Consider the following 19,808-nt stretch of genomic DNA (forward strand, 5'->3'; position numbering starts at 1 on the left):
CGACATCGAGTGCGATCGCGCTCGGAACTACAAAATACCGCACCAAGTAGAAAGGTGAGAAATTGACACCATTTACTGCACAAATTAGAGTGCGCCATTACGAAATGGACGCCCTCGGTCATGTCAATAATGCTGTCTACCAGCATTATTTAGAACACGCTGCGATCGAACATTTAGAACACTTGGGATTTACACTCGATCGCTACCGGGAACTGGGCGGCGTCTTTGTAATGCGGCGGATAGAGATTGACTATTTGCGATCTGCCGCTGCAGGCGATCGACTGGAGATATCAACTTGGATCGAACAACTGCGCGGCCCGCGCGCCGTCCGCCGCTACGAAATTCGCTTACTTGGAAGTGACGAAATATTGTTAAAAGCCGAGGCGCTTTGGGTTTGGGTAGAAGTTACGACCATGCGACCGCGAGCAATTCCCAAACAAATAATTGATATTTTTGAATCACACTCTCAAGCATTACCAACATAGAAAAAAAATCAACTATTATATTTGCAAAATCCTGTAAAAATCTCTGGGTTTGTAGTGAGGACTTCCGTCCTCTATTCCCCGTTTGTAGAAGTGGAAAAAGTTGATTGTCGCCGGGGCCGCAAATTCCGATGGCAAAAAGTCGGATTGCCCGCCTGCCAGTTTGGATGTCACAGAGGTACGATGGAATATAGGGAGGGAGGCCAAGCCCGCGAAGGTTAAGCTTGGTGACAATACCCACAGGAAGGAAAAAATGACACTTAACTTGCGGCGACCGATTTTAATAGGCGGAATAGGACTTTCAGCAGCGCTGTGGCTGCTGGAAACTCTACAGCATTCGGGTTCAGAAATGGGCGAAACGGCACTCATCGGCTTGGCGGCTGCCGGTGCGGGGTATTGGTGGTGGAAGCAACAATCCCCCAAACTGGAACTCGCACTCCCGGAACCCCTGGTGAACCGGGAAGCAGCCGAAAAAGCGATCGCGACCTCCGAAGCCGCCATTAAATTGCTGGCTTCAGAAGCTCAAAACTCCGCCGATCCTGCTAATCTAACAGCAAAGCTCGATCGGGTCAGAAGCGAATTAGACAGAGAAGATTTGCGGATTACCGTCACGGGCGGCAAAGCTGTTGGCAAAACAGCCTTAATTCAAGTTTTAAATTCTAATTGGGCATCTCAACACCCGCACAAGCTGAGTTTTCCAGAAACAACACCGCTATTTGCTAATACAAATACCGATGCCAAAATCGGCGGTGATTTAGTGCTGTTTGTGACAGCGGGCGACATCACAGATTCCGAATTTCAAACATTATCTCAGCTAGCTGCAGCAGGTCAGCGCGTGCTGCTAGTCTGGAACAAACTAGACCAATATTTGCCAGAACAGCAGTCGCAGGTTTTGCACTCTTTGCAGCAGAAAATGCAAGGAATATTGGGGACAGAAGATATAATTGCGATCGCAGCTTCTCCCAAATCTATTAAAGTGCGCCAACACCAAGCGGACGGCACAGTTCAAGAACGCATCGAAAATCAAGTCTCTCAACTCGACCCGCTGACGGAAAGATTGACTAAAATCTTAACTGAAGAACGACAACAGTTGGTGTGGGCGAGTGCGGTGCGCGAGGCTGCAAGTATCAAGTTAGAGGCAAAAACCTTATTAAATGCAGTCAGGCGCGATCGGGCAATTCCCATTATCGAACAATATCAGTACATCGCCGCAGCCACCGTGTTTGCTAATCCGGTTCCCGCTTTAGACTTGCTAGCAACAACCGCCATCAGCACCCAACTCGTAATCGATCTCGGCGCTATCTACCAGCGAAAGTTTTCCTTAGACCAAGCTAAGACAGTAGCGGGTACTTTGGCTAATCAAATGTTCAAATTGGGATTAGTAGAACTGTCTACCCAAACTATTACTGGACTGCTGAAAAGCAATGCCGTCACCTATGTAGCAGGAGGCGCGGTGCAGGGAATTAGTGCAGCATATTTTACCAGAATAGCAGGACTGAGTTTAATTGAATATTTCCAAAGTCAAGAACTGGAAAATGCTGCCACAGGCATTTTCAATCTCGCCCAGTTGACTAAAACTTTGCAAGCAGTATTTACCCAAAGTCAGCAAGTTTCCTTCTTGCAATCTTTCGTCAACCAAGTGGCGAGTCGCCTTTCATCTCAGGTATCTGGGCCCGAAACCGTTAAGTCGGCGGCCAATTAAGTAAAATAAAGGAACAGGCTTTCCGGCCTGTTCCACAAAAATTTTTTGTTATTGTGGAACGGGCATCTTGCCCGTTCAATGTTTTTTGGAAAACTGCTCACTAAAAAATTATAAATTTATGAAAAATTGTATTAAAATAAGAAATAGGATTTATAATTCGACGATCAATTCTACCTGCTTAAAAAAGCCGATCGCCAATGGCTGACAATTCCCTTCAAGAAAATCGCTTATCCCTAGCCCGTGCCAGTTTGCGCGAAGCCCTGGCGCGCTATTCCCACCTGCGCCAAGGGAAAAAAAACTCGAATAATACAGAATTAGAAGCGGCGCTGCAATATCAGTTAGATATCTTAACTTCCACCTCAGAAAAACTAGACCACAACATAATCCGCATTGCTACTTTCGGCCTAGTCAGCCGTGGCAAGTCAGCCGTATTAAACGCGCTTTTAGGTCACAAAATTCTGCAAACAGGCCCTCTCAACGGCGTGACTCAGTGGCCGCGTTCCGTGCGCTGGAGTGTGCCTTTATCCTTCCTTGACAGCGAGGAATCCCCCCAATCCCCCCTTGGCAAGGGGGGGAAAGGAGGGGTGCAAGTTGAATTAATTGACACTCCCGGACTTGATGAAGTTGGCGGCGAAGTGCGCGGCGAAATGGCGAAACAAGTAACTCGCCAAGCTGACTTAATTCTGTTTGTCGTTGCAGGGGATATCACTCGAACTGAATATCAAGCACTGTGCGAATTGCAAACAGCTCAAAAACCAGTAATTTTAGTTTTTAATAAAATTGACCTTTATCCAGAATTAGACAGAAAAGCTATTTACCAAAGTTTGCAAGCGCTGGGAAATTCTGAAGAGTTAGCAGCCGCTGCGCTAACAGAGCAAACAGATAGCGAAAATTTGTCCGATCGCCCAAACAACTCCTCCGATAAATCTACCGCAAAATCACCGCCTAAAACTGCTAAATCTTTAGAAATAGTCATGGTAGCCGCCGAACCCGCGCCGGTGCAAGTGCGGGTGGAATGGTCTGACGGAAGAGTCACTAACGAATGGGAGTCGCCGCCCGCGCAGATAGACGAACTCAAACATAAAATTCTTACAATTCTTAACAGAGAAGGTCGATCGCTCCTCGCTTTAAATGCTTTAGTTGAAGCTAGAGATGCCGAAGCAAACATTGCCCGTCACGTTCTCAAATTGCGCCAAACAGAAGCCGAAGATTTAATCTGGCAATTTGCAAAATATAAAGCTTTGGCTGTCGGTTTAAATCCAGTGGCATTCTTGGATGTAATGGGAGCAAGTGTCGCAGATTTAGCTTTAATTCGCTCTTTATCCAGACTTTACGGCTTACCCATGACTGGTTACGAAGCCGGGAAACTTTGGCAGACTATTTTCTCCAGTGCTGGCGGCGTACTTTTGGGAGAATTGGGTAGCAGTTTTCTGTTGGGATTTGGCAAAAGTGCGGCGGCTGCGGCCCCGCACATCGGCTTTTCTACTTTTGCCGGAGTCGCTGTCACTCAAGCTAGTTTAGCAGCTTACGGAACCTATGCTGTCGGTCGTGCCGCCCAAGTTTATTTAGAAAAAGGCTGCACCTGGGGCCCCCTGGGACAAGATACGGTAATTCAAGAAATTCTCGCCACCATCGAGCGTAATACAATTATCGATCGCTTGCAGCAAGAGTTTAAAATTGGCAATTAAAAATTGCCCTAGTAGTTGAGTAGGGTACGTCAGCAGATGGTTATTTCTTAATAATCGAAGAGCTATGATCTGACGCACCCTACTGCTTTTATTCTTATACCATTGTCAAAAAATAATGCAACTGTAGGCCCGTGTTCCAAACCACGATAGTCATCAGTGATTCCCAGTTCTTTAATCGAAAATCAAAAATCGAAAATCGAAAATAGTCTTACCGTCTCGCGATTCTAACACCTTCCCTAAAATGCGCGATCGTCGCAATTACCGCTATAGAAAAGTAAAATATTCTAATTAGCCAAAAACAAACCCGCATTGACCAAGACACAATAGTCGGAGCAATACCTGTGAACTGTACAAATCTGGAATTAACTTTTTTTTCAAAACTGTCAAGGTCTTTCATCTCCGATTGTTTCGTCGGAATAACCGGAAACTGACCAGTATATACGTAATAACCGATAAAACCAGGCAATCCTACTTTTCTATTCAAAAATGAGTTAGTTAAGGTTGCAGTTTGCGAAGGCGATAAATTATCCGATTCTTCCACTTTGTCCAGCCAAGAATTATATCGAATGGCTGGCGTAATCATGAAAACTAAGGGAACTATAACTATCAACACAGCAGCACTAATTTTGCGACCGTATTGAGGGTGTAGAAGCCTTGTCGCCACACCCACTCCCATACCAATAAAAGCAAATACCAATATATTTAAAAGTTCAATAATTTCGATGCCCCTCAACAAATCGCCGATAATTAGAATTGTATATAATAATTTGTCTGCCAGTAGCAGAGCTGCCCACTTGATGAGAAGTGAAACGCCTACAATAGTAGCTACAATCGCCACATACCCAAAGGCACCTAGAACGTACAGTAAAATCGAACCGGCTTGTTTGAATGATTGCATGGAATTATTCACTCTTGTGAAAGTTGAGGAGTCCGATTGACAAAAAAACTTGAAATTTTAGATTAATCTGGAGTTCCAAATTTGATTTTTAAAATTGATTAGCTTGACCTTTTGAAATCAATCTACAATCTACAATCGATCGACAAGTTCCCGCGCCGCCGCTTTGGTGACTTGTGCGATCCGTTCCTTCACAACATCCTCTTCGTTAGCGCAGCCCTCGAAGAGGATCGCCCTGGGATCTGTTTCTTGTTCGCGATCGATCCCCAACCATAAAAGATACTCGATATTACCAGCCGGGCCAAGTAAAGGCGACCACGTTAAGCCGCGTTGCTGCCATCCTAAAGCTGTGGCTGCCTTCCACACTTGAAAAATCGCATCGGCTTGAGTTGCTGAGTCTCGCACTACGCCTTTTTTCCCGACTCTCTCGCGCCCTACCTCAAACTGCGGCTTTACCAGCAACACCGCTTCTCGCGGCGGTACCAACAATTCCCACAGCGCCGGTAAAATTTTATCCAGAGAAATAAACGACACATCTACTACCGCCAAATCTGCATAAACCCCTATTGGCAAAGCACCTGCCACGGGCAACTCTTGCTCCCCCCTTTGATAAGGGGGGGCTGGGGGGGGTAACTCCCCGTAAAGCTCAGTAGCAGTCATGTACCGCAAATTGGTGCGTTCTTTCAAAATTACTCTCGGATCGTTACGCAAGCCCCAATCTGCTTGACCGTAGCCAACATCTATGCCGTAGACTAAGGCTGCGCCAGCTTGCAGCAAACAGTCGGTAAAACCGCCTGTGGAGATGCCGCCGTCGAGACAAATTCTGCCTGCAACGGGAATCGCAAAAACTTCTAAAGCTTTGGCTAATTTGTCGCCGCCTCTGGAAACATAGCGCGATCGCTCTTTAATCTGAATTTTTGCTGTAATATCAACTTCAGTGCCCGGTTTGTCAACTACCTGCTGGTTGATAGAGACTTTCCCAGTCCGAATCAAGGCCTGAGCTTGCTGTCTGGAACTGCACAAATCTAGGCTGACCAATAATGTGTCTAGTCGCTGTTTAGCCAAGGTTTTTAATCTGTACGGATAGGGTGAAGAACAGTACCAGATTAGCACTTACGCACAAGCCCCACTGCTAATTTTTGGCGATTATTTTGGTTTTGCGATTGTCGCGGGGCGATCGCCCCCAGGTCACAGGATGTGACTGAGATCGCTCTAATTGTGTATTTGGATCACTGATCAACATTCATAGAATCACACAATAATTTTTGTGACTAGCGGATGATTTATATGGAGCTAAAAGCGCTACAAATACCATCAGGGCGATCGACTATGAAAACAATTAACTTTCCTATCAGAAATCCTGGCAATTGTCAAGAAAATCCCCTCGCCTTCGTCAGCGGTGACATCATCCACATTCTTTACCCCAATGGCGAAGTAGAAGCAATAACCGCCGAACAAGTGGAGCTGGGCCAAACCAAAAATCCCCTCGATAAATGCCTCGTCTGGGGATGTGTTGACGATTTTTAGCACCAGTTTCAAACAAGAAGGCAATTATAGGGAAGCTCCAAACCCTTAATTCATAAGTCATTCCCAATTATTCAAATTTTTAATCTATAATTTTTAATCTACTATTTTTAATCTAAAATTGTATAACCCATAAAAAAAGATCGCTTGGAGGCTGTGAAGCCAAAAAAAGCGATCGATCTAACTGCTGCTAACTGCAAGCCACAAGTGCAATTTGCTGTTAAAAAAATTAGCAAATTGACTTAAATATCTTGTTCGCTCAATTCGCGAATCATGTAATCAAAAGGCTGATCCAAAAAAGGCCCCACAGACAAGCCAGCAGCTTGCACCTGAGCCTTAACCATCTCCTTCATAATGCCAATCCCCATCACCGTCGGGCCAATGGGAACGCTTAGAGAATTGTAAGTTTCCCGCAAACCTTGCAGCACGCGCTCGTCAAGCACGTCGGTACTTCCAGCCACCAGGGCGTAAGTAGCATAGCGCAAGTAGTAATCCATATCCCGCAGACAAGCCGCGTAACGGCGAGTCGTGTAGGCATTTCCGCCCGGACGGATCAGTTCCGGCTGTTCAGCAAATAGCTGGATACCAGCTTGCTTGACAATTGCCGCAGCATTGCTGTTAATCGCAGCCGCCGCCTGTACCCGTGCCGTGCCCGTTGCAAAATAAGATTTCAACCGATCGATACCATCTCGGTCTAAATACCTACCAGCAACATCATAGTTTTCAATCAGGCTAGTCACTGCATCGCGCATAAGTTTCTCTCCCAAAAATCTTTATCAATACTTTGCTATCTGAGACAGACCGCCTATTGTAGACTACTACAAATCGGCGTTTGATTAAGATTTGAGATAGGATTTTCACGAAGGGTAGTCTATCCGTGGCAAACTGTCGTAAAATTTAGCCGTTTGCCTGGTATCTTCAGCCGAAAAATAATCCACAGGGCAAGAATCTCAAACTGCCCGGCCGCAGTGGGCCCCTATTTCAAAATTTTGTAGCCATAGATACAAAATAGTGGATGCTGAAGGCCTACGATCGCCCAAACAGTCTGAAATCGGCCGATCGCCAAGACACAACCAATATCAGGAGTAAGTCATGTTCCAGACACCCCAAGAAGCCTTAAACTACATAAAAGAAAATAACATCCAGATCGTTGACCTAAAATTCATCGATATGCCGGGGATCTGGCAGCACCTTTCCCTGTACCACGACCAAATCGACGAAACTGCATTCACAGACGGCGTACCCTTCGACGGTTCCAGCATTAGGGGCTGGAAAGCCATCAACGAATCAGACATGACGATGGTCATCGATCCGACCACCGCTTGGATGGACCCGTTCATGGCAGAACCGACCATCAGCTTCATTTGCAGCATCAAAGAACCTCGCACCGGCCAACCGTACAGTCGCTGTCCTCGCACCATTGCCCAAAAAGCCATAGACTACTTGCTTTCGACCGGTCTGGGCGATACAGCATTCTTTGGCCCGGAAGCAGAATTCTTTATTTTTGACGACGTTCGCTTCGACCAAACCCAAAATTCCGGCTACTATTACGTAGATTCGATCGAAGGTCGCTGGAATTCCGGCAAAGAAGAAGCAGGCGGCAACCTCGGCTACAAACCGCGTTACAAAGAAGGTTATTTCCCAGTAGCACCAACCGATACCTCACAAGATATGAGAACGGAAATGCTGCTGACAATGGCAAAATGCGGCGTGCCCATCGAAAAACACCACCACGAAGTCGCCACTGGCGGTCAATGCGAACTCGGTTTCCGCTTTGCCACTCTAGTACAAGCAGCCGACTACTTGCTGACTTACAAATACGTCATCAAAAACGTCGGCAAAAAATACGGCAAAACCATCACCTTCATGCCCAAACCGCTGTTTAACGACAACGGTTCCGGGATGCACGTTCACCAGTCGATTTGGAAAGACGGCCAACCTCTATTTGCAGGCGATCAATATGCAGGTTTCAGCCAAATGGGACTGCATTACATCGGCGGCATTCTCAAGCACGCACCGGCACTTTTGGCAATCACCAACCCCACGACCAATTCCTACAAGCGTTTAGTTCCGGGCTTTGAAGCGCCTGTAAACTTAGCTTACTCTCAAGGAAATCGATCGGCATCAGTGCGGATTCCGTTGTCGGGAACCAACCCCAAAGCCAAGCGGTTAGAATTCCGCTGTCCCGATGCCACATCCAACCCCTATTTAGCATTTGCAGCCATGCTGTGCGCCGGCATAGACGGCATCAAGAATCAAATCGATCCGGGCGAACCTTTGGACGTGGATATCTACGACCTTTCGCCTGAAGAATTGAGCAAAATTCCTTCAACTCCCGGTTCCTTGGAAGGCGCTTTAGAAGCTTTGGAAAAAGACCACAGTTTCTTAACTGAAACCGGCGTATTTACCGAAGACTTCATCCAAACTTGGATTTCTTACAAACTCGACAATGAAGTCAACCCGATGCGGCTACGTCCTCACCCCTACGAGTTTGCTCTCTACTACGACTGTTAGAAGAAAATTAATAATTAAAAATTCAAAGTTAAAACTGGGATTATACCATTTTTAACCTGTGATTTTTAATTAATAAGAACGCCGCCCTTAAAAGCGGCGTTTTTTTGGAGTTTAGAACTGCTGGATCAGCGCCCATACTCTCCCGTTACCCGACACTATCTGAGCAACGCTGTTAGTAGTAGGGCCCATTGTAGCCTCAGAGACATCCTCTACAGCCCATTTATTTGCTTTCTCATCAACAATAAATAAATCGTCAGGAGTAGTGCCTTCCTGAACCCGATATATCTTATTCAAAATGAAACGCTGTCGCGCCTCAGCTTTTGGTATGCCGGTAACTTCATCAGGATCGATAGAGAGGGCACTGCCTTCTTTTAATGTACCTTTCGAGTTCGTTAAATTGCGATCGTCCCTTTGAGCAACCCGCACGCCGTGAAGCTGTAAACAAGGCTCTGTCTCAGAGATATTTGAGACAGCAGCTAGCGCCCCACTTTTTCCCAAACCGAGTACCGCTGCAAAAGCAGTCAAAATTAGCAAAAGCTTGAAATGATTCACTGTATTTATGATCCTTTGTTTGTGAGGTGCTGCACTCATTCTAAATTAGCAATTAGCAATTAACAATGACCAAACAATGTCCGATATTTTTGTAATGATCCGCAATCAGAGTAATAATGCTATGACTTCAGTTGACGGCATTGCGTTTGTCACTTTACTGACTCAAGAAGGACGAGTGCTGGCCGAGGAGACAGTTGATCTGTTTGAGGCAGATGTGAATTTTGATAACCTGAACCAGGGAAAATATACTGTAGTTGTCAGGCACGAAGGCGTTGAACCTCGATCGGCAACTTGTAGTGTTACAATCACCGATGAAGATAAAGTAATCATGCTGACATTTGTTTACTTGGAACTAGAACGGGTGCTGCTGGGCATTCAAACTTCAACAGAAGAAAGACTATGACCGTGAAAGTTACTCCGCCAAATTCAATTAAAATGTTTCGCTATCGAGTACATTTCTTGGCAAAAGACCTCTGGAGGGAAAAAAACCCGGTTTGTCGGATGAATCTGGCTTTACAGTTAGCTGATGTGGCGACAACTCTGGCTAGGTTGGAAGTAGAAGAGGCACGAAAATTTCAACAAGAGTCTGCTAGTGTTGAAACCCAAGACTCGAGGGAACCTGAAAAGTTTTGAGTGTATGAGGTTGCTTTCTGCGATCCGCGCAACCCTTGCGCGATCGCAGTTTAAAAAAATAATTTAACTGTAGAAAAGCTCCCAACCCTGATAATCATCAGTCATTTTTAATCTAAAATCTAAAATCTAAAATCTAAAATTGTATGACTCGCAACTTCAAACTATTGTCGTTGGTCGATCGACTAAAAAAATTCTCTGTATAAAATTGAATCTCCGTGCTAAACAATAACTTTCACCCTTGCGAGGTAATGGGTTGTCGAAAAAACTGCGTTACACTTATATAGGTATCTTTACAAAACAACATAAAACCATGACTGTTGCCTATCCCCGCAAGCTTCGCAACGCAATGGGAGCACGCGAGATTTTAGCTCAAGTAGTCCGCGATCGCGAAATTCACCTGATCACCATCAACCGCTACCGCTACAGCGAACAGCGCAGTTGCAAAGACCTCACAGACGTAATCGAACAGCTAGACGGGAACCCGGCCGAACTGGTGCGCGACCTCTCCCGGCACATTTCCGACGAAGCGCGACACGCCATGTGGCTGACAGATTTGCTGGTAGACTTGGGCCAAAATGTGGGAACGCCGCCGGGAGTCTCCTACATTGACGAATTTGAAAGGTTGTATGACAGCGAACAACAAGACCCCACCAAAGAGCGGGAAGATTTTGTAATTTCTTCCCTCGCGGCGATTAACGTCACTGAGAAGCGGGGCTGCGAATACTTCTCCGCCCACATCCACGCCCTCAAACAGGCTCCGCAAACCGACGAAAATGTCAAAATTCGCGAAACAATCGAAAAGATTTTTCCCGAAGAAGCTGGTCATGTCCGCTGGGGCAACCGCTGGCTGGCCCAAATCGCCGACAAAAGCCCGGAACACCGCCAGAAGGTGGAACAGGCAAAGCGCAAGTATGTGGCGATCGAACAAGCAGCTTTTGAATCGGGAATGGATATCATGCTGGGGGCAGAACTCCGCCGCGTTAGCCGCCTCGTGGACATTGCCAACACCATGCCGATGTGGGAACGCCCGCAATACCTGATGGAACGCTTACCCAGAACCCTGCTCGCCCCCGACCTGCAAATGACCAGAGTCGATGTAGCTCAGCGCGCCTGGAACCGCGACCCGCAGGCATTTATGGAGAAATTGGTGCCCATGTTCCTCAACGGCTTGAATACCATTGAGAAGAAGCCGGCGGCGACTAAGCCCAAGGCTTAAAAACGATCGCGAACCCGGTTGAAACCGCTTTGCAAGTCAAACTTGCGTCTGCCTCCGCAAACAAGCCAGATATACTGGTTCCCAGGCATAGCCTCGGAACCAGTTATTTAAAGTCATAATTTTAAGCTTGAGCAAGTAAACTGATTATTGGAATAGTTTTCCGTCTAAATATAATCATGACTAACAGCGAGCCGAACATACAAACAGCTTCCGCAGAAAGCCAATCGAGTGAAAGCGCGATCGCCTCCGAGCAGGTCGAAAAAGCCACAGCCGTCACCTATGCAGAAGAAATTGAAACTGTCATCGCCAGCATGGCTGTAGACCAAAAAGTGATGGTCGGTCAAAGTGAAGCTGGCGGACATCTTTGGAAGTTCAAGTACGGCAGTGTCGAAGTGTTCGTGCAACTCACCGGCGAAACCGAAGATGATACTTTGACTGTTTGGGCTTTTGTACTGCAGTTGCCAGCGAAGAATGAAGCTCAATTAATGCGAAAAATTCTAGAAATGAATTGGCTGTCTACTTTAGAAGCTCATTTTGCCATTGTTGATAATCAAGTTGCCGTAGTATCGACTCGGACGATGGCGGAAATCTCGACCGGGGAAATTTCTCGGGTTATTACTATTGTCGCTACGATCGCCGATGATAATGACGATATTTTGCAAGCAGAATTCGGTCTGTAGTCATTAGTTAACAGTTAACAGTCAACAACTAACAGTTAACAGTTAACAGTTAACTAATATGCAGGCCCTGCGAGCCAAGCAATAGTGATTCCCAGCCCCAAACCTACAAGCACTTGAAAAGGAGTGTGTCCCAACAACTCTTTGAGGCGAGCTTCATTAAGATTGTGATCTTCTTCAAAAAACTCGTCAATAATTTGGTTGAGGATGCGAGCTTGCTTGCCTGCTGCTTGGCGGACGCCTGCTGCGTCATACATCACAATAATTGCAAAGATCGCAGCGATCGCAAAATCCGGGCTTTCCCATCCCATCGTTTGTCCGACTCCAGCAGCCAAAGCGCCCACAAAAGACGAGTGAGCGCTGGGCATTCCCCCCGTTGTTACCAAATACTGAAGATTAAACTTGCGATTTTTGACCAACTCGATCGGCAACTTCATGATCTGAGCCGCGAGACAAGCGAGCAAAGCAACCACGAGTACATGATTGTTGAATATGCCGCTGCAAATTTCCTGCATAGTGTTTGGTATTTCTAGTTACTGCGGCTGGTAATAAAATCGGCGATAGCCAGCAGCGGTAGAGCTTTGCTCCCAAACACTGCCAATTGAGCCTTAGCATCAGCAACAAGCTGCGAAGCCTGGCGCCGAGACTCCTCAATTCCCCACAAACTCGGATAAGTGACTTTCCCTGCTTGAACATCTTTGCCAGCAGTTTTGCCCAGTTCTTCTTGGGTAGCAGTAATATCCAGAATGTCGTCAATGATCTGGAAAGCCAGCCCAATATTTTGAGCGAAACGAGACAGCCGCTGCAAATCCGCAGCAGACGCCCCAGCCAGAATTGCCCCACAAACTACGCAAGCCTCTAACAGCGCGCCTGTTTTGTGAGCGTGAATGTAATTCAAAGTTTCCAAAGAAACATCTGTCTTTCCTTCGGATTCCAAATCAACCACCTGACCGCCTACGAGTCCAGCAGCACCCGATGCCCGCGCTAAATGGGCGATCGTCTGCAACACCTGCTGGGGGGGTACGTTCTCAGTTTTAGTAGCGATAAATTCAAAAGCATAGGTCAGCAAACCATCGCCAGCCAAAATGGCGATATCCTCGCCGTAGACTTTGTGGTTCGTCAGTTTGCCGCGCCGGTAGTCGTCATTGTCCATTGCCGGCAAATCGTCGTGAATCAGCGACATCGTGTGGATCATTTCCAAAGCGCAAGCTGTGGGAATTGCCATAGATGTAGTGCCACCGGCCAGTTCGCAGCTAGCCAGACACAGGATCGGACGCAGGCGCTTGCCCCCCGCTAGCAGCGAGTAGCGCATTGCTTCGTAAATTTTCTCTGGGTAGATGACCGGGAGTGCACTGTCGAGAGCTACCTCGATCGCCTCTTTTCGATTGACTAGATAAGTAGATAGGTCGAAAGAGGATTCCGGTTGGGACGAACCCATTTCTGTTGCCAATACCATCCCTTGCTCTCTTGTACTGAATAGTTATGTGGGATATTGTGAGCCGTTCAGGTCGCATTGTGCCGACTTTTACGGCAGTAGTTGCTCGAACTCCGAGCATCAATTAATCATTCTACGGGTGTTGTTGCACAGAAAATCTTTGAGTTTTGATAACTTTGTCAAATTGCCAGTCAATCTAAAATTTACAATCTCAAATCTCAAATCCGCTGATGTGTCTGGCGACTTCCAAAAAGCGCTGCACCGCCGCCGTTGGATCGCTGCGCCAAATCAGAGCGATCGCGACAATGCAGGTTGATTCTGGCAGCGCTTTGTAAACAACCCCGCTGCGCTGGAAATTTTGCATCGACTCAGGGACGATCGCCACTCCCATCTCGGCGGCTACCAGACTCACAATGGTTTGCATTTGAATTGCTTCTTGAGCCGCGATCGGGCTAAAACCTGCTTGTTGACAAAGACTGACGATAGCATCGTACAATCCCGGAGCCTGCGATCGCGGAAATAAAATGAACGGTTCGGTGGAAAGTTCGCGTAATTGAAGATGCGTGCGATCTGCCGCCGGATGCGTTTCTGGCAATGCCACGATCAGCGGTTCTCGGAAAACGATTTCAGAATTTATCCCCTCTTCCTCAACCGGAGGGCGCACGAAGCCGATATCAATTTGCCCGAACCCCAGCCGCTGCAACTGTTCGTTTGTGGTCAGTTCGTGCAGTTCGAGCTTGACGGCGGGACACCGAGTGCGAAAGGCTTGCAAAATCGCTGGAACCACATTGTGTGCTGCCGAACTCACAAAGCCGATCGTCAGTTGTCCGAGTTCGCCCCGACTGGTTTGTCGGCCGAGTTGAATTGCTCGATCGACTTGCTGCAGAATTTTCCCAGCCTCCTCGAAAAAAACCTGTCCTGCTGCCGTTAAATGCACCGTCCGCTTGGTGCGGCGAAACAGTTGAAACCCCAACTCTGCCTCTAAATGCTGGATTTGTTGGCTCAGCGGAGGTTGGGCAATATGCAGTTTTTCGGCTGCACGAGTGAAATTCAGTTCCTCTGCAACTGCAATGAAATAACGCAAATGCCGAAGTTCCATAGCTCTCCAATCATTTATATTTTAAAAGTATAAGTAGTTAGTTAAACATATATTGGACATTGATGATGATATTTCATACAGTGATTAATAGGCGAAATTGAGAATTAAACAATGGCTAACTTGGATATCAAAATTAGAGAAGCAGAGCTGGCAGATTTGGAATTAATCGTGGATTTTATTTCGCAAAAAAGCGAGTTTGATGGATCTAAAAATTTCTTAGCAGCAACAGCAGATAAATTGCAGCAAACGTTGTTTTGCCAGCCTCCGCTAGTGCGGGTTTTGTTGGCAGAAGTTGCGGGAAAAGCGGTAGGATTTGCTCTTTTTCATTCGTCTTATTCAAGTTTATTGACGCAGCCTTGCCTTTGGCTTGATGATTTATTTGTGCAAGCTCCTATGCGCGGTATGGGAGTCGGGACAGCGCTGTTAAAGTATTTGGCAAAAATTGCTGAGTCCACAAATTGCGGGCGAATTGAATGGACTGTTAATACTGGCAATGCGCCGGGAATTGCTTTTTATGAAAAGCAGGGAGCGCGGATTTTGGAAAATATTAGGGTTTGCCGTATGGATGAGAATTCAATTAATCTACTTGCTTGCAAATAATTTAATAACGAACCGCGAAGGCGCGAAGAACGTGAAGAGAAGAAAAGAGAAGAGGAAAAAAGAGAAGAGATGTCAGAAAATTCTTGGAATTCGGCCCTTTATGAGAAAAATCATGCTTTTGTTTGGCAGTACGGTGAATCAATTGTGGAGTTACTGGCTCCGCAGGCTGGTGAACAAATTCTGGACTTGGGCTGCGGTACGGGACAGTTAACTGAAAAGATTGCTCAAACGGGTGCTTTTGTGCAAGGTATTGATTCCTCTTTGTCGATGATTTCTGCGGCAAAAAATAACTATCCTCACATTAACTTCTCTGTCGCAGATGCAAAAATTTTTCAAGTAGAAGAGCCGTTAGATGCTGTGTTTTCTAATGCGGTTTTGCACTGGATTAAGCAGCCGGATCTTGTGATTAATTGTGTGGAAAAAGCACTGAAGCCGGGAGGGCGTTTTGTGGCTGAGTTTGGAGGTAAGGGGAACGTAGGGGCGATCGTCCGCGCACTTTTGAGTGTTTTGTCAGAAATTGGCTGCCAGGAGCCGGAAGCGCTTAATCCTTGGTATTTTCCGAGTATTGGCGAGTATGCTGGGCTTTTGGAAAAACAGGGATTTGATGTGGGTTATGCCGTTTTGTTCGATCGACCGACTCCCCTAGAAGGTGGCAGCGCGGGTATGGTAAATTGGATTGAGATGTTTGCTGGCGGGTTTTTTTCGGGATTGTCTGAGGATGTGCGATCGCAGGTAATTAACGCAGTTGAAGAACGTTTGCGGCCGACGCTGTACCGCGATGGTAATTGGATTGCAGATTATCGCCGAATTCGCGTTGTTGCTGTCAAAAATTTCTATTGACAAATATAAGGCTTCAAATCGGGGAGATTTGTAGCCTTCGTTCACTCAGTATCCCCATCGCGCCGCACGTTAGTCCCAGCAGTTATTTTCTTTTCCTATTGTAACTGCGCTTTTGTGTAGAGGCCCATCAATTCTCCCCTGCCAAAAACTTACGACTCAGGCTTTTCGGATGTTGAATTTTACAGTCATATTTGTAGGGGTAAGCCGGCCCAATAAAAAATATTGTTGGCATGATACTTAGCCTCAACCAAAATAGACTCTTCCTTAACAAATAATAATCTAAGCTGGCTCTTCCATAGGGAGCGGGAAGCAAAAACGAACTAAGGCTTAAGGAAATAGCAAATGCTACAAAAGTTAGGCTCAAAGCGTTTAGCCCTTCTCGCCAGTGCAACCAATTTCTCGCAGCAAGGCGCGCCGCTAGCCATTTGTAAGTTGGTTGATAGCGAAAAACTCGATCGGGCAAATGTGCGATCGTAAATTCGTATCTGCAAACACCGCAACAACTCGGTTTCATGGATAAACCGGGTTGCTAAATACAGACCTTAGTTTAAATCTGTTCTTCCCCTTGATTAAAACGCTGAATTCCGTGATTTTCCTCGACTTGTAAAATAGCATCATTGGGAATATTGAGGATGCCTGTAAATGAATTTTGGCTTACTTTCAAACCTTGTTCCTTATTTTTGTGTTCGGCAAGTTCGCGCTGTAAATTGTCAATAATCTGTTGAAACCGGGCTGCTTGTCTCAACATTTCTTGTTCGGAGAAGTCCAGCAATTGCATCAGAGTAGCTACTTGATCTTCAAGTAATTGGGTTTCGCAATTATTGTTATTTGTAACAAAGGTTGTAGGCTTTTCTGAATATTCAAAAACACTTTTTTCGTCGGGAAGGGACAATGCTGTTTGGGAGCGTGTCACTTTTGCGATGAGTATAAATACTGGTGAGCCCCACCATGACTTTTTTGCCGCTCATCAGTATAATAGGGAATAATTATCATCTCTTCCCACTTGATATAATCATGACACCTGAACAACAACAGGCAATTAAAACACATCTAGATGCTATTTCTGCCATCCTTTATGATGATTCTAATCCTGATTCCTTGCAGACATTAGAAGATATTGAACTTGCAGTCAGAGACCAAGTTTTGACTCATGTGACACCACATATCGGCTTTTTTTATCTGCTCAGCTAGTGGTACAAAAGCCGGAAGAGTCAAGACTTTAAAAAGTACCCTAGGTAATTTAAGTATCACCCAAAAGCAAGCAGATAAACTAGGCTGTGGTAGTGCTAGTAGGTTGAGTCCACATTTAGAAAACTGTTGCTTAAGACTAAGTGCCAATGTTGCTTATAAGCAGGCCGCCCAAGATATTAAGTATCTAACGGGGGTGACTGTTCCGTCTAAAACACAACTCATATTAGTACATTATCAAGACTTCAGTGAACCGATATCAACAGAAGATATTTCAGAGCTAAGTGCAGATGGTGGAAAAGTACGACGCTCGGGTACATAGAGGACAAAAATCTGAATGGAAAGACTATAAAGCAATTGTGTCGGAAGCTGGTATATTGGCTAGTTTTAATCAAAATGATATCATCATTAATTGGGCAAATAAACAACCACTAGCCAAACCTGTAACTTGTCAGACGGTGATGGACATGATGGAGTATGGAATATATTTAAGGAAATCAGTAGTGAACACCAGAGAAGAGAAATTCTGGATTGGTACCATCTCAACGAAAATCTTCAGAAAGTAGGCGGTTCAATTAAGCGAGTTAAGCAAGCAGAAGCATACTTGTGGAAAGGAAATGTAGAGAGTGCGGCAGCTCTATTTACAAAGCTCAAGAAAAAATCAGCAGTGAATTTTTGCAAATATTTAGAAAAGCACAAAAAAAGGATTATCAACTATGAAACTCTTTCTCTTGATGGCATCTGTTCAATTGGTTCAGGAGCGGTAGAATCAGGCATTAAGCAAATAGGCAGACGAATTAAAATATCAGGAGCGAGTTGGAAATCAGAACATGTGGGACAAGTATTAGCTCATCGTTGTGCTTACTTAAACGGCTTAATTGGTAATCAGGTAAAAACTGCATGAGTATAATTGCTCACTGCAAAAGTGACATGCTCCCATGCTGTTTTGACACTAAGTGCCAAATCTTTAAACATTTCAGCCCTGCTTTGGGCAATTTTAACTTTCAGGAACATCATTACCGCAAACAAACTTCCTGACGGCAGAAGTCCCCCAAATCCCAAGACAGACTTGACATTATAGGGAAGAATTAAAGAATTTTGCTCAGGAATAAAGGGGCTGCCTTTTGCCTCTGATACATAAAAAATATTTAATACTGCCGGCTCTAATTGCAGGAACCTTTCTCGCTCAATTCCGAGGAATGTAGGAATATCTAAACCGAACTGCCGGATTATTTCCGAAATCGCCGGCATTTGAGCCACTAATTTTGTGCTAACTAATGGAATAGCTGTATTTTCTGCTGCTGTGTGCCGAGAATTCCACTGCGGTTTTGTCCCTGCGGCTGCTAGCAGAGTCCAACATTTCATGTCGGCGGCGGGGGAATTGCCCTTCATTAAGCCGCGGGCGGATTCTTGCAATGAGTCTTCTAATTCCCCGTAGGGATGAGTTTTGAACAAACGCACTAAGGCACAGGTATTTTCTCCTGTTTGCGAATCGCAAAAATGTTGGTAAATATAGTTAACAATCTTCTGGCTGCTGGCTTCCATACTAGCAGTATTTCTACCTAAGTGTGGCAGGACTAAGCTGCATTTAGCCATGTCTTGCAGGGTAAATAAGGTAATATCGTACATGAAAAAATGCTCTCCAAGAGCTCAAACACTCTTGTTCATTTATCGTTAAGGCCGCTACGGCAGCCGGAATCCTACTGAGAGTTTTGAACAAAGTGTTAGGTAAAATATGTATAAAATTTGCCCGCCAAATGCAGCAGTTGTATGGCAGGATACAGAAATTAAGATTAAACAAAAAAAATCTATCCCCTAGGATAGACCACAAGGACAGAAAGCCGATTTTTAATTGGTCAAAGGGTTGTTTACGAGAACTCCCCCAGAGTAATTAAAGAAACGGGGTTTTTCACCGGATATGCCTTGCGTTTTACAGAGCATTTTCGTAGATAAAAGTCGGTGTCTGCCTAAGCCATATTTACCGAAATCCTAGAAACTCAAGCCTTGGGTGCATCTCACTTTTGCGAATATGTCAAAAAAGGGTTAAAATAAAAAAGCTAGTAAAATCGTAAAATAAAGAGGAGGCAAAGAAAATGACACCCTCAGACCAACAACAGTTAAAAGCCCACTTAAAAGCGGCCGCAGAAATTCTTTACAGAAATACCGAGCCGACCGAGTTAGAAAGTTTTGAAAATATATAAAAATTAGTCCGTAATAAAATGTTAGAAGAAGTGGATACAGAACTAGGTAGCTTTTTTTGTAATTGCTCAAACCCCTTGACAAGAGGACGAGATAGAAATTAGATAGAGGAATGAAAAAACTCCCTGACCTAAAACAACTATCGGATGAGGCCAAAAACGCCTTGATAGTAGAGCGTTGGCAGGAAATCCAAAAACTGCGGGCAGCATTAGACACGCTCCGAATCAAAACCCAACTCATCTCCCGCCAAAACCAGCTCGAATTCAAGCACTCCACCATCATGCATGATTCAAGCGCAACATCAAGCCTAAGCCATCGAAAACAGAAGGAGTTAAAAGACAAAACAGCGTAGGCAGACCAGGAGGGGGAAGACACCTACATCCCAACCCCGACCAAATCATTATCGCTCAAATCAAAAGTTGTCCCCAGTGTTCAGAAACAGTTAGTGTCGCAGCCCAAAAATTGCAATCCGTCTATGACAAGATAGAACTATAGTCATTTCAAATAAATGTGAGACAAATGCAAGATGATGTAAAATGAAGAAAAATGGTTAACTCGGAGCTG

At 45.4% G+C, this 19,808-nt stretch carries 22 protein-coding genes and 2 pseudogenes; 15 read left to right on the top strand and 9 right to left on the bottom strand.

Features of this window, described 5'->3' with window-relative positions:
- The first annotated feature begins 62 nt into the window (after positions 1-62).
- The 3 genes from QUB77_RS27815 (at position 63) to QUB77_RS27825 (ending at position 3,872) form a co-directional block, all read left to right on the top strand.
- Positions 63-485 (top strand): thioesterase family protein, encoded by a 423-nt coding sequence (locus QUB77_RS27815; RefSeq protein ID WP_333179823.1) that lies wholly within the window; start codon positions 63-65, stop codon positions 483-485.
- A gap of 250 nt (positions 486-735) precedes the next feature.
- Positions 736-2,184: a slr1306 family protein gene (locus QUB77_RS27820; protein WP_333179825.1), complete on the top strand. Its 1,449-nt coding sequence runs from the start codon at positions 736-738 to the stop codon at positions 2,182-2,184.
- A 197-nt stretch (positions 2,185-2,381) separates the two neighbouring features.
- Complete coding sequence (locus QUB77_RS27825) at positions 2,382-3,872, top strand: DUF697 domain-containing protein (RefSeq protein WP_333179828.1); 1,491 nt, start codon at positions 2,382-2,384, stop codon at positions 3,870-3,872.
- Positions 3,873-4,080: 208 nt separating this feature from the next.
- Here the strand turns inward: QUB77_RS27825 and QUB77_RS27830 are convergent, their stop codons facing one another.
- Both QUB77_RS27830 and QUB77_RS27835 read right to left on the bottom strand, forming a co-directional pair.
- A complete protein-coding gene (locus QUB77_RS27830) occupies positions 4,081-4,770 on the bottom strand; it encodes a hypothetical protein (RefSeq protein ID WP_333179831.1) in 690 nt (229 codons plus the stop codon).
- Positions 4,771-4,899: 129 nt separating this feature from the next.
- Positions 4,900-5,832 carry a TlyA family RNA methyltransferase gene (locus QUB77_RS27835; RefSeq protein WP_333179834.1) on the bottom strand — a complete coding sequence of 311 codons (933 nt, stop codon included), beginning with the start codon at positions 5,830-5,832 and terminating at the stop codon, positions 4,900-4,902.
- 222 nt (positions 5,833-6,054) lie between these two features.
- On the opposite strand from QUB77_RS27835, the gene QUB77_RS27840 reads away from it, so the two are divergent.
- Positions 6,055-6,294, top strand: a complete 240-nt coding sequence (locus tag QUB77_RS27840) for a hypothetical protein (RefSeq protein WP_333179837.1) — start codon at positions 6,055-6,057, stop codon at positions 6,292-6,294.
- A gap of 239 nt (positions 6,295-6,533) precedes the next feature.
- On the opposite strand, the gene apcB is transcribed toward QUB77_RS27840, so the two are convergent.
- Positions 6,534-7,043, bottom strand: coding sequence for an allophycocyanin subunit beta (apcB, locus tag QUB77_RS27845; RefSeq protein WP_333179839.1), 510 nt, complete (start codon positions 7,041-7,043; stop codon positions 6,534-6,536).
- A gap of 340 nt (positions 7,044-7,383) precedes the next feature.
- Here apcB and glnA point away from each other — a divergent pair, with 340 nt between their 5' ends.
- A complete protein-coding gene (glnA, locus tag QUB77_RS27850; RefSeq protein WP_333179841.1) occupies positions 7,384-8,805 on the top strand; it encodes a type I glutamate--ammonia ligase in 1,422 nt (473 codons plus the stop codon).
- A gap of 111 nt (positions 8,806-8,916) precedes the next feature.
- On the opposite strand, the gene QUB77_RS27855 is transcribed toward glnA, so the two are convergent.
- The gene (locus tag QUB77_RS27855; protein ID WP_333179844.1) at positions 8,917-9,357 is read right to left on the bottom strand and encodes a hypothetical protein; all 441 of its coding nucleotides are present in this window, start codon (positions 9,355-9,357) and stop codon (positions 8,917-8,919) included.
- A 121-nt stretch (positions 9,358-9,478) separates the two neighbouring features.
- Between QUB77_RS27855 and QUB77_RS27860 the strand changes: the two genes are divergently transcribed.
- The 4 genes from QUB77_RS27860 to QUB77_RS27875 all read left to right on the top strand — a co-directional run bounded on the left by QUB77_RS27860 (position 9,479) and on the right by QUB77_RS27875 (position 11,886).
- Positions 9,479-9,760, top strand: a complete 282-nt coding sequence (locus QUB77_RS27860) for a hypothetical protein (protein ID WP_333179847.1) — start codon at positions 9,479-9,481, stop codon at positions 9,758-9,760.
- Positions 9,757-9,990, top strand: a complete 234-nt coding sequence (locus QUB77_RS27865) for a hypothetical protein (RefSeq protein ID WP_333098786.1) — start codon at positions 9,757-9,759, stop codon at positions 9,988-9,990. Before QUB77_RS27860 ends, QUB77_RS27865 begins: the two co-directional genes overlap by 4 nt.
- A gap of 310 nt (positions 9,991-10,300) precedes the next feature.
- Positions 10,301-11,206 carry a ferritin-like domain-containing protein gene (locus QUB77_RS27870; protein ID WP_333179849.1) on the top strand — a complete coding sequence of 302 codons (906 nt, stop codon included), beginning with the start codon at positions 10,301-10,303 and terminating at the stop codon, positions 11,204-11,206.
- A gap of 176 nt (positions 11,207-11,382) precedes the next feature.
- On the top strand, positions 11,383-11,886 hold the full coding sequence (locus QUB77_RS27875) for a YbjN domain-containing protein (RefSeq protein WP_333179852.1): 504 nt from the start codon (positions 11,383-11,385) through the stop codon (positions 11,884-11,886).
- Positions 11,887-11,939: 53 nt separating this feature from the next.
- Here the strand turns inward: QUB77_RS27875 and QUB77_RS27880 are convergent, their stop codons facing one another.
- The 3 genes from QUB77_RS27880 to QUB77_RS27890 form a co-directional block, all read right to left on the bottom strand.
- Entirely contained in the window at positions 11,940-12,398 is a 459-nt protein-coding gene (locus tag QUB77_RS27880) for a divergent PAP2 family protein (protein ID WP_333179854.1), read from the bottom strand.
- Positions 12,399-12,412: 14 nt separating this feature from the next.
- On the bottom strand, positions 12,413-13,339 hold the full coding sequence (gene crtE / locus QUB77_RS27885; protein WP_333179856.1) for a geranylgeranyl diphosphate synthase CrtE: 927 nt from the start codon (positions 13,337-13,339) through the stop codon (positions 12,413-12,415).
- Positions 13,340-13,529: 190 nt separating this feature from the next.
- Positions 13,530-14,417 carry a LysR family transcriptional regulator gene (locus QUB77_RS27890; protein ID WP_333179858.1) on the bottom strand — a complete coding sequence of 296 codons (888 nt, stop codon included), beginning with the start codon at positions 14,415-14,417 and terminating at the stop codon, positions 13,530-13,532.
- 111 nt (positions 14,418-14,528) lie between these two features.
- Between QUB77_RS27890 and QUB77_RS27895 the strand changes: the two genes are divergently transcribed.
- The 3 genes from QUB77_RS27895 to QUB77_RS27905 all read left to right on the top strand — a co-directional run bounded on the left by QUB77_RS27895 (position 14,529) and on the right by QUB77_RS27905 (position 16,334).
- Positions 14,529-15,017, top strand: coding sequence for a GNAT family N-acetyltransferase (locus QUB77_RS27895; RefSeq protein WP_333179860.1), 489 nt, complete (start codon positions 14,529-14,531; stop codon positions 15,015-15,017).
- A gap of 69 nt (positions 15,018-15,086) precedes the next feature.
- Complete coding sequence (locus tag QUB77_RS27900) at positions 15,087-15,857, top strand: methyltransferase domain-containing protein (protein WP_333179863.1); 771 nt, start codon at positions 15,087-15,089, stop codon at positions 15,855-15,857.
- Positions 15,858-16,199: 342 nt separating this feature from the next.
- On the top strand, positions 16,200-16,334 hold the full coding sequence (locus QUB77_RS27905) for a hypothetical protein (RefSeq protein WP_333179865.1): 135 nt from the start codon (positions 16,200-16,202) through the stop codon (positions 16,332-16,334).
- Positions 16,335-16,404: 70 nt separating this feature from the next.
- Here the strand turns inward: QUB77_RS27905 and QUB77_RS27910 are convergent, their stop codons facing one another.
- On the bottom strand, positions 16,405-16,770 hold the full coding sequence (locus QUB77_RS27910) for a hypothetical protein (RefSeq protein ID WP_333179867.1): 366 nt from the start codon (positions 16,768-16,770) through the stop codon (positions 16,405-16,407).
- 101 nt (positions 16,771-16,871) lie between these two features.
- Between QUB77_RS27910 and QUB77_RS27915 the strand changes: the two are divergent.
- Positions 16,872-17,949, top strand: a pseudogene (locus QUB77_RS27915) (ISKra4 family transposase).
- On the opposite strand, the gene QUB77_RS27920 reads toward QUB77_RS27915, so the two are convergent.
- Entirely contained in the window at positions 17,931-18,674 is a 744-nt protein-coding gene (locus QUB77_RS27920) for a hypothetical protein (RefSeq protein ID WP_333179870.1), read from the bottom strand. The pseudogene QUB77_RS27915 and the gene QUB77_RS27920 overlap by 19 nt on opposite strands.
- 464 nt (positions 18,675-19,138) lie before the next feature.
- Here QUB77_RS27920 and QUB77_RS31880 point away from each other — a divergent pair.
- Positions 19,139-19,342 (top strand): annotated as a pseudogene (locus QUB77_RS31880) (ISKra4 family transposase); the annotation flags it as partial.
- Positions 19,343-19,356: 14 nt separating this feature from the next.
- A complete protein-coding gene (locus QUB77_RS27925; protein WP_333179871.1) occupies positions 19,357-19,596 on the top strand; it encodes a hypothetical protein in 240 nt (79 codons plus the stop codon).
- Positions 19,597-19,808: the final 212 nt, after the last annotated feature.

The organism is Microcoleus sp. AT9b-C3 (assembly GCF_036705485.1).
In the GTDB taxonomy this organism is placed as follows: Bacteria; Cyanobacteriota; Cyanobacteriia; order Cyanobacteriales; family Microcoleaceae; genus Microcoleus.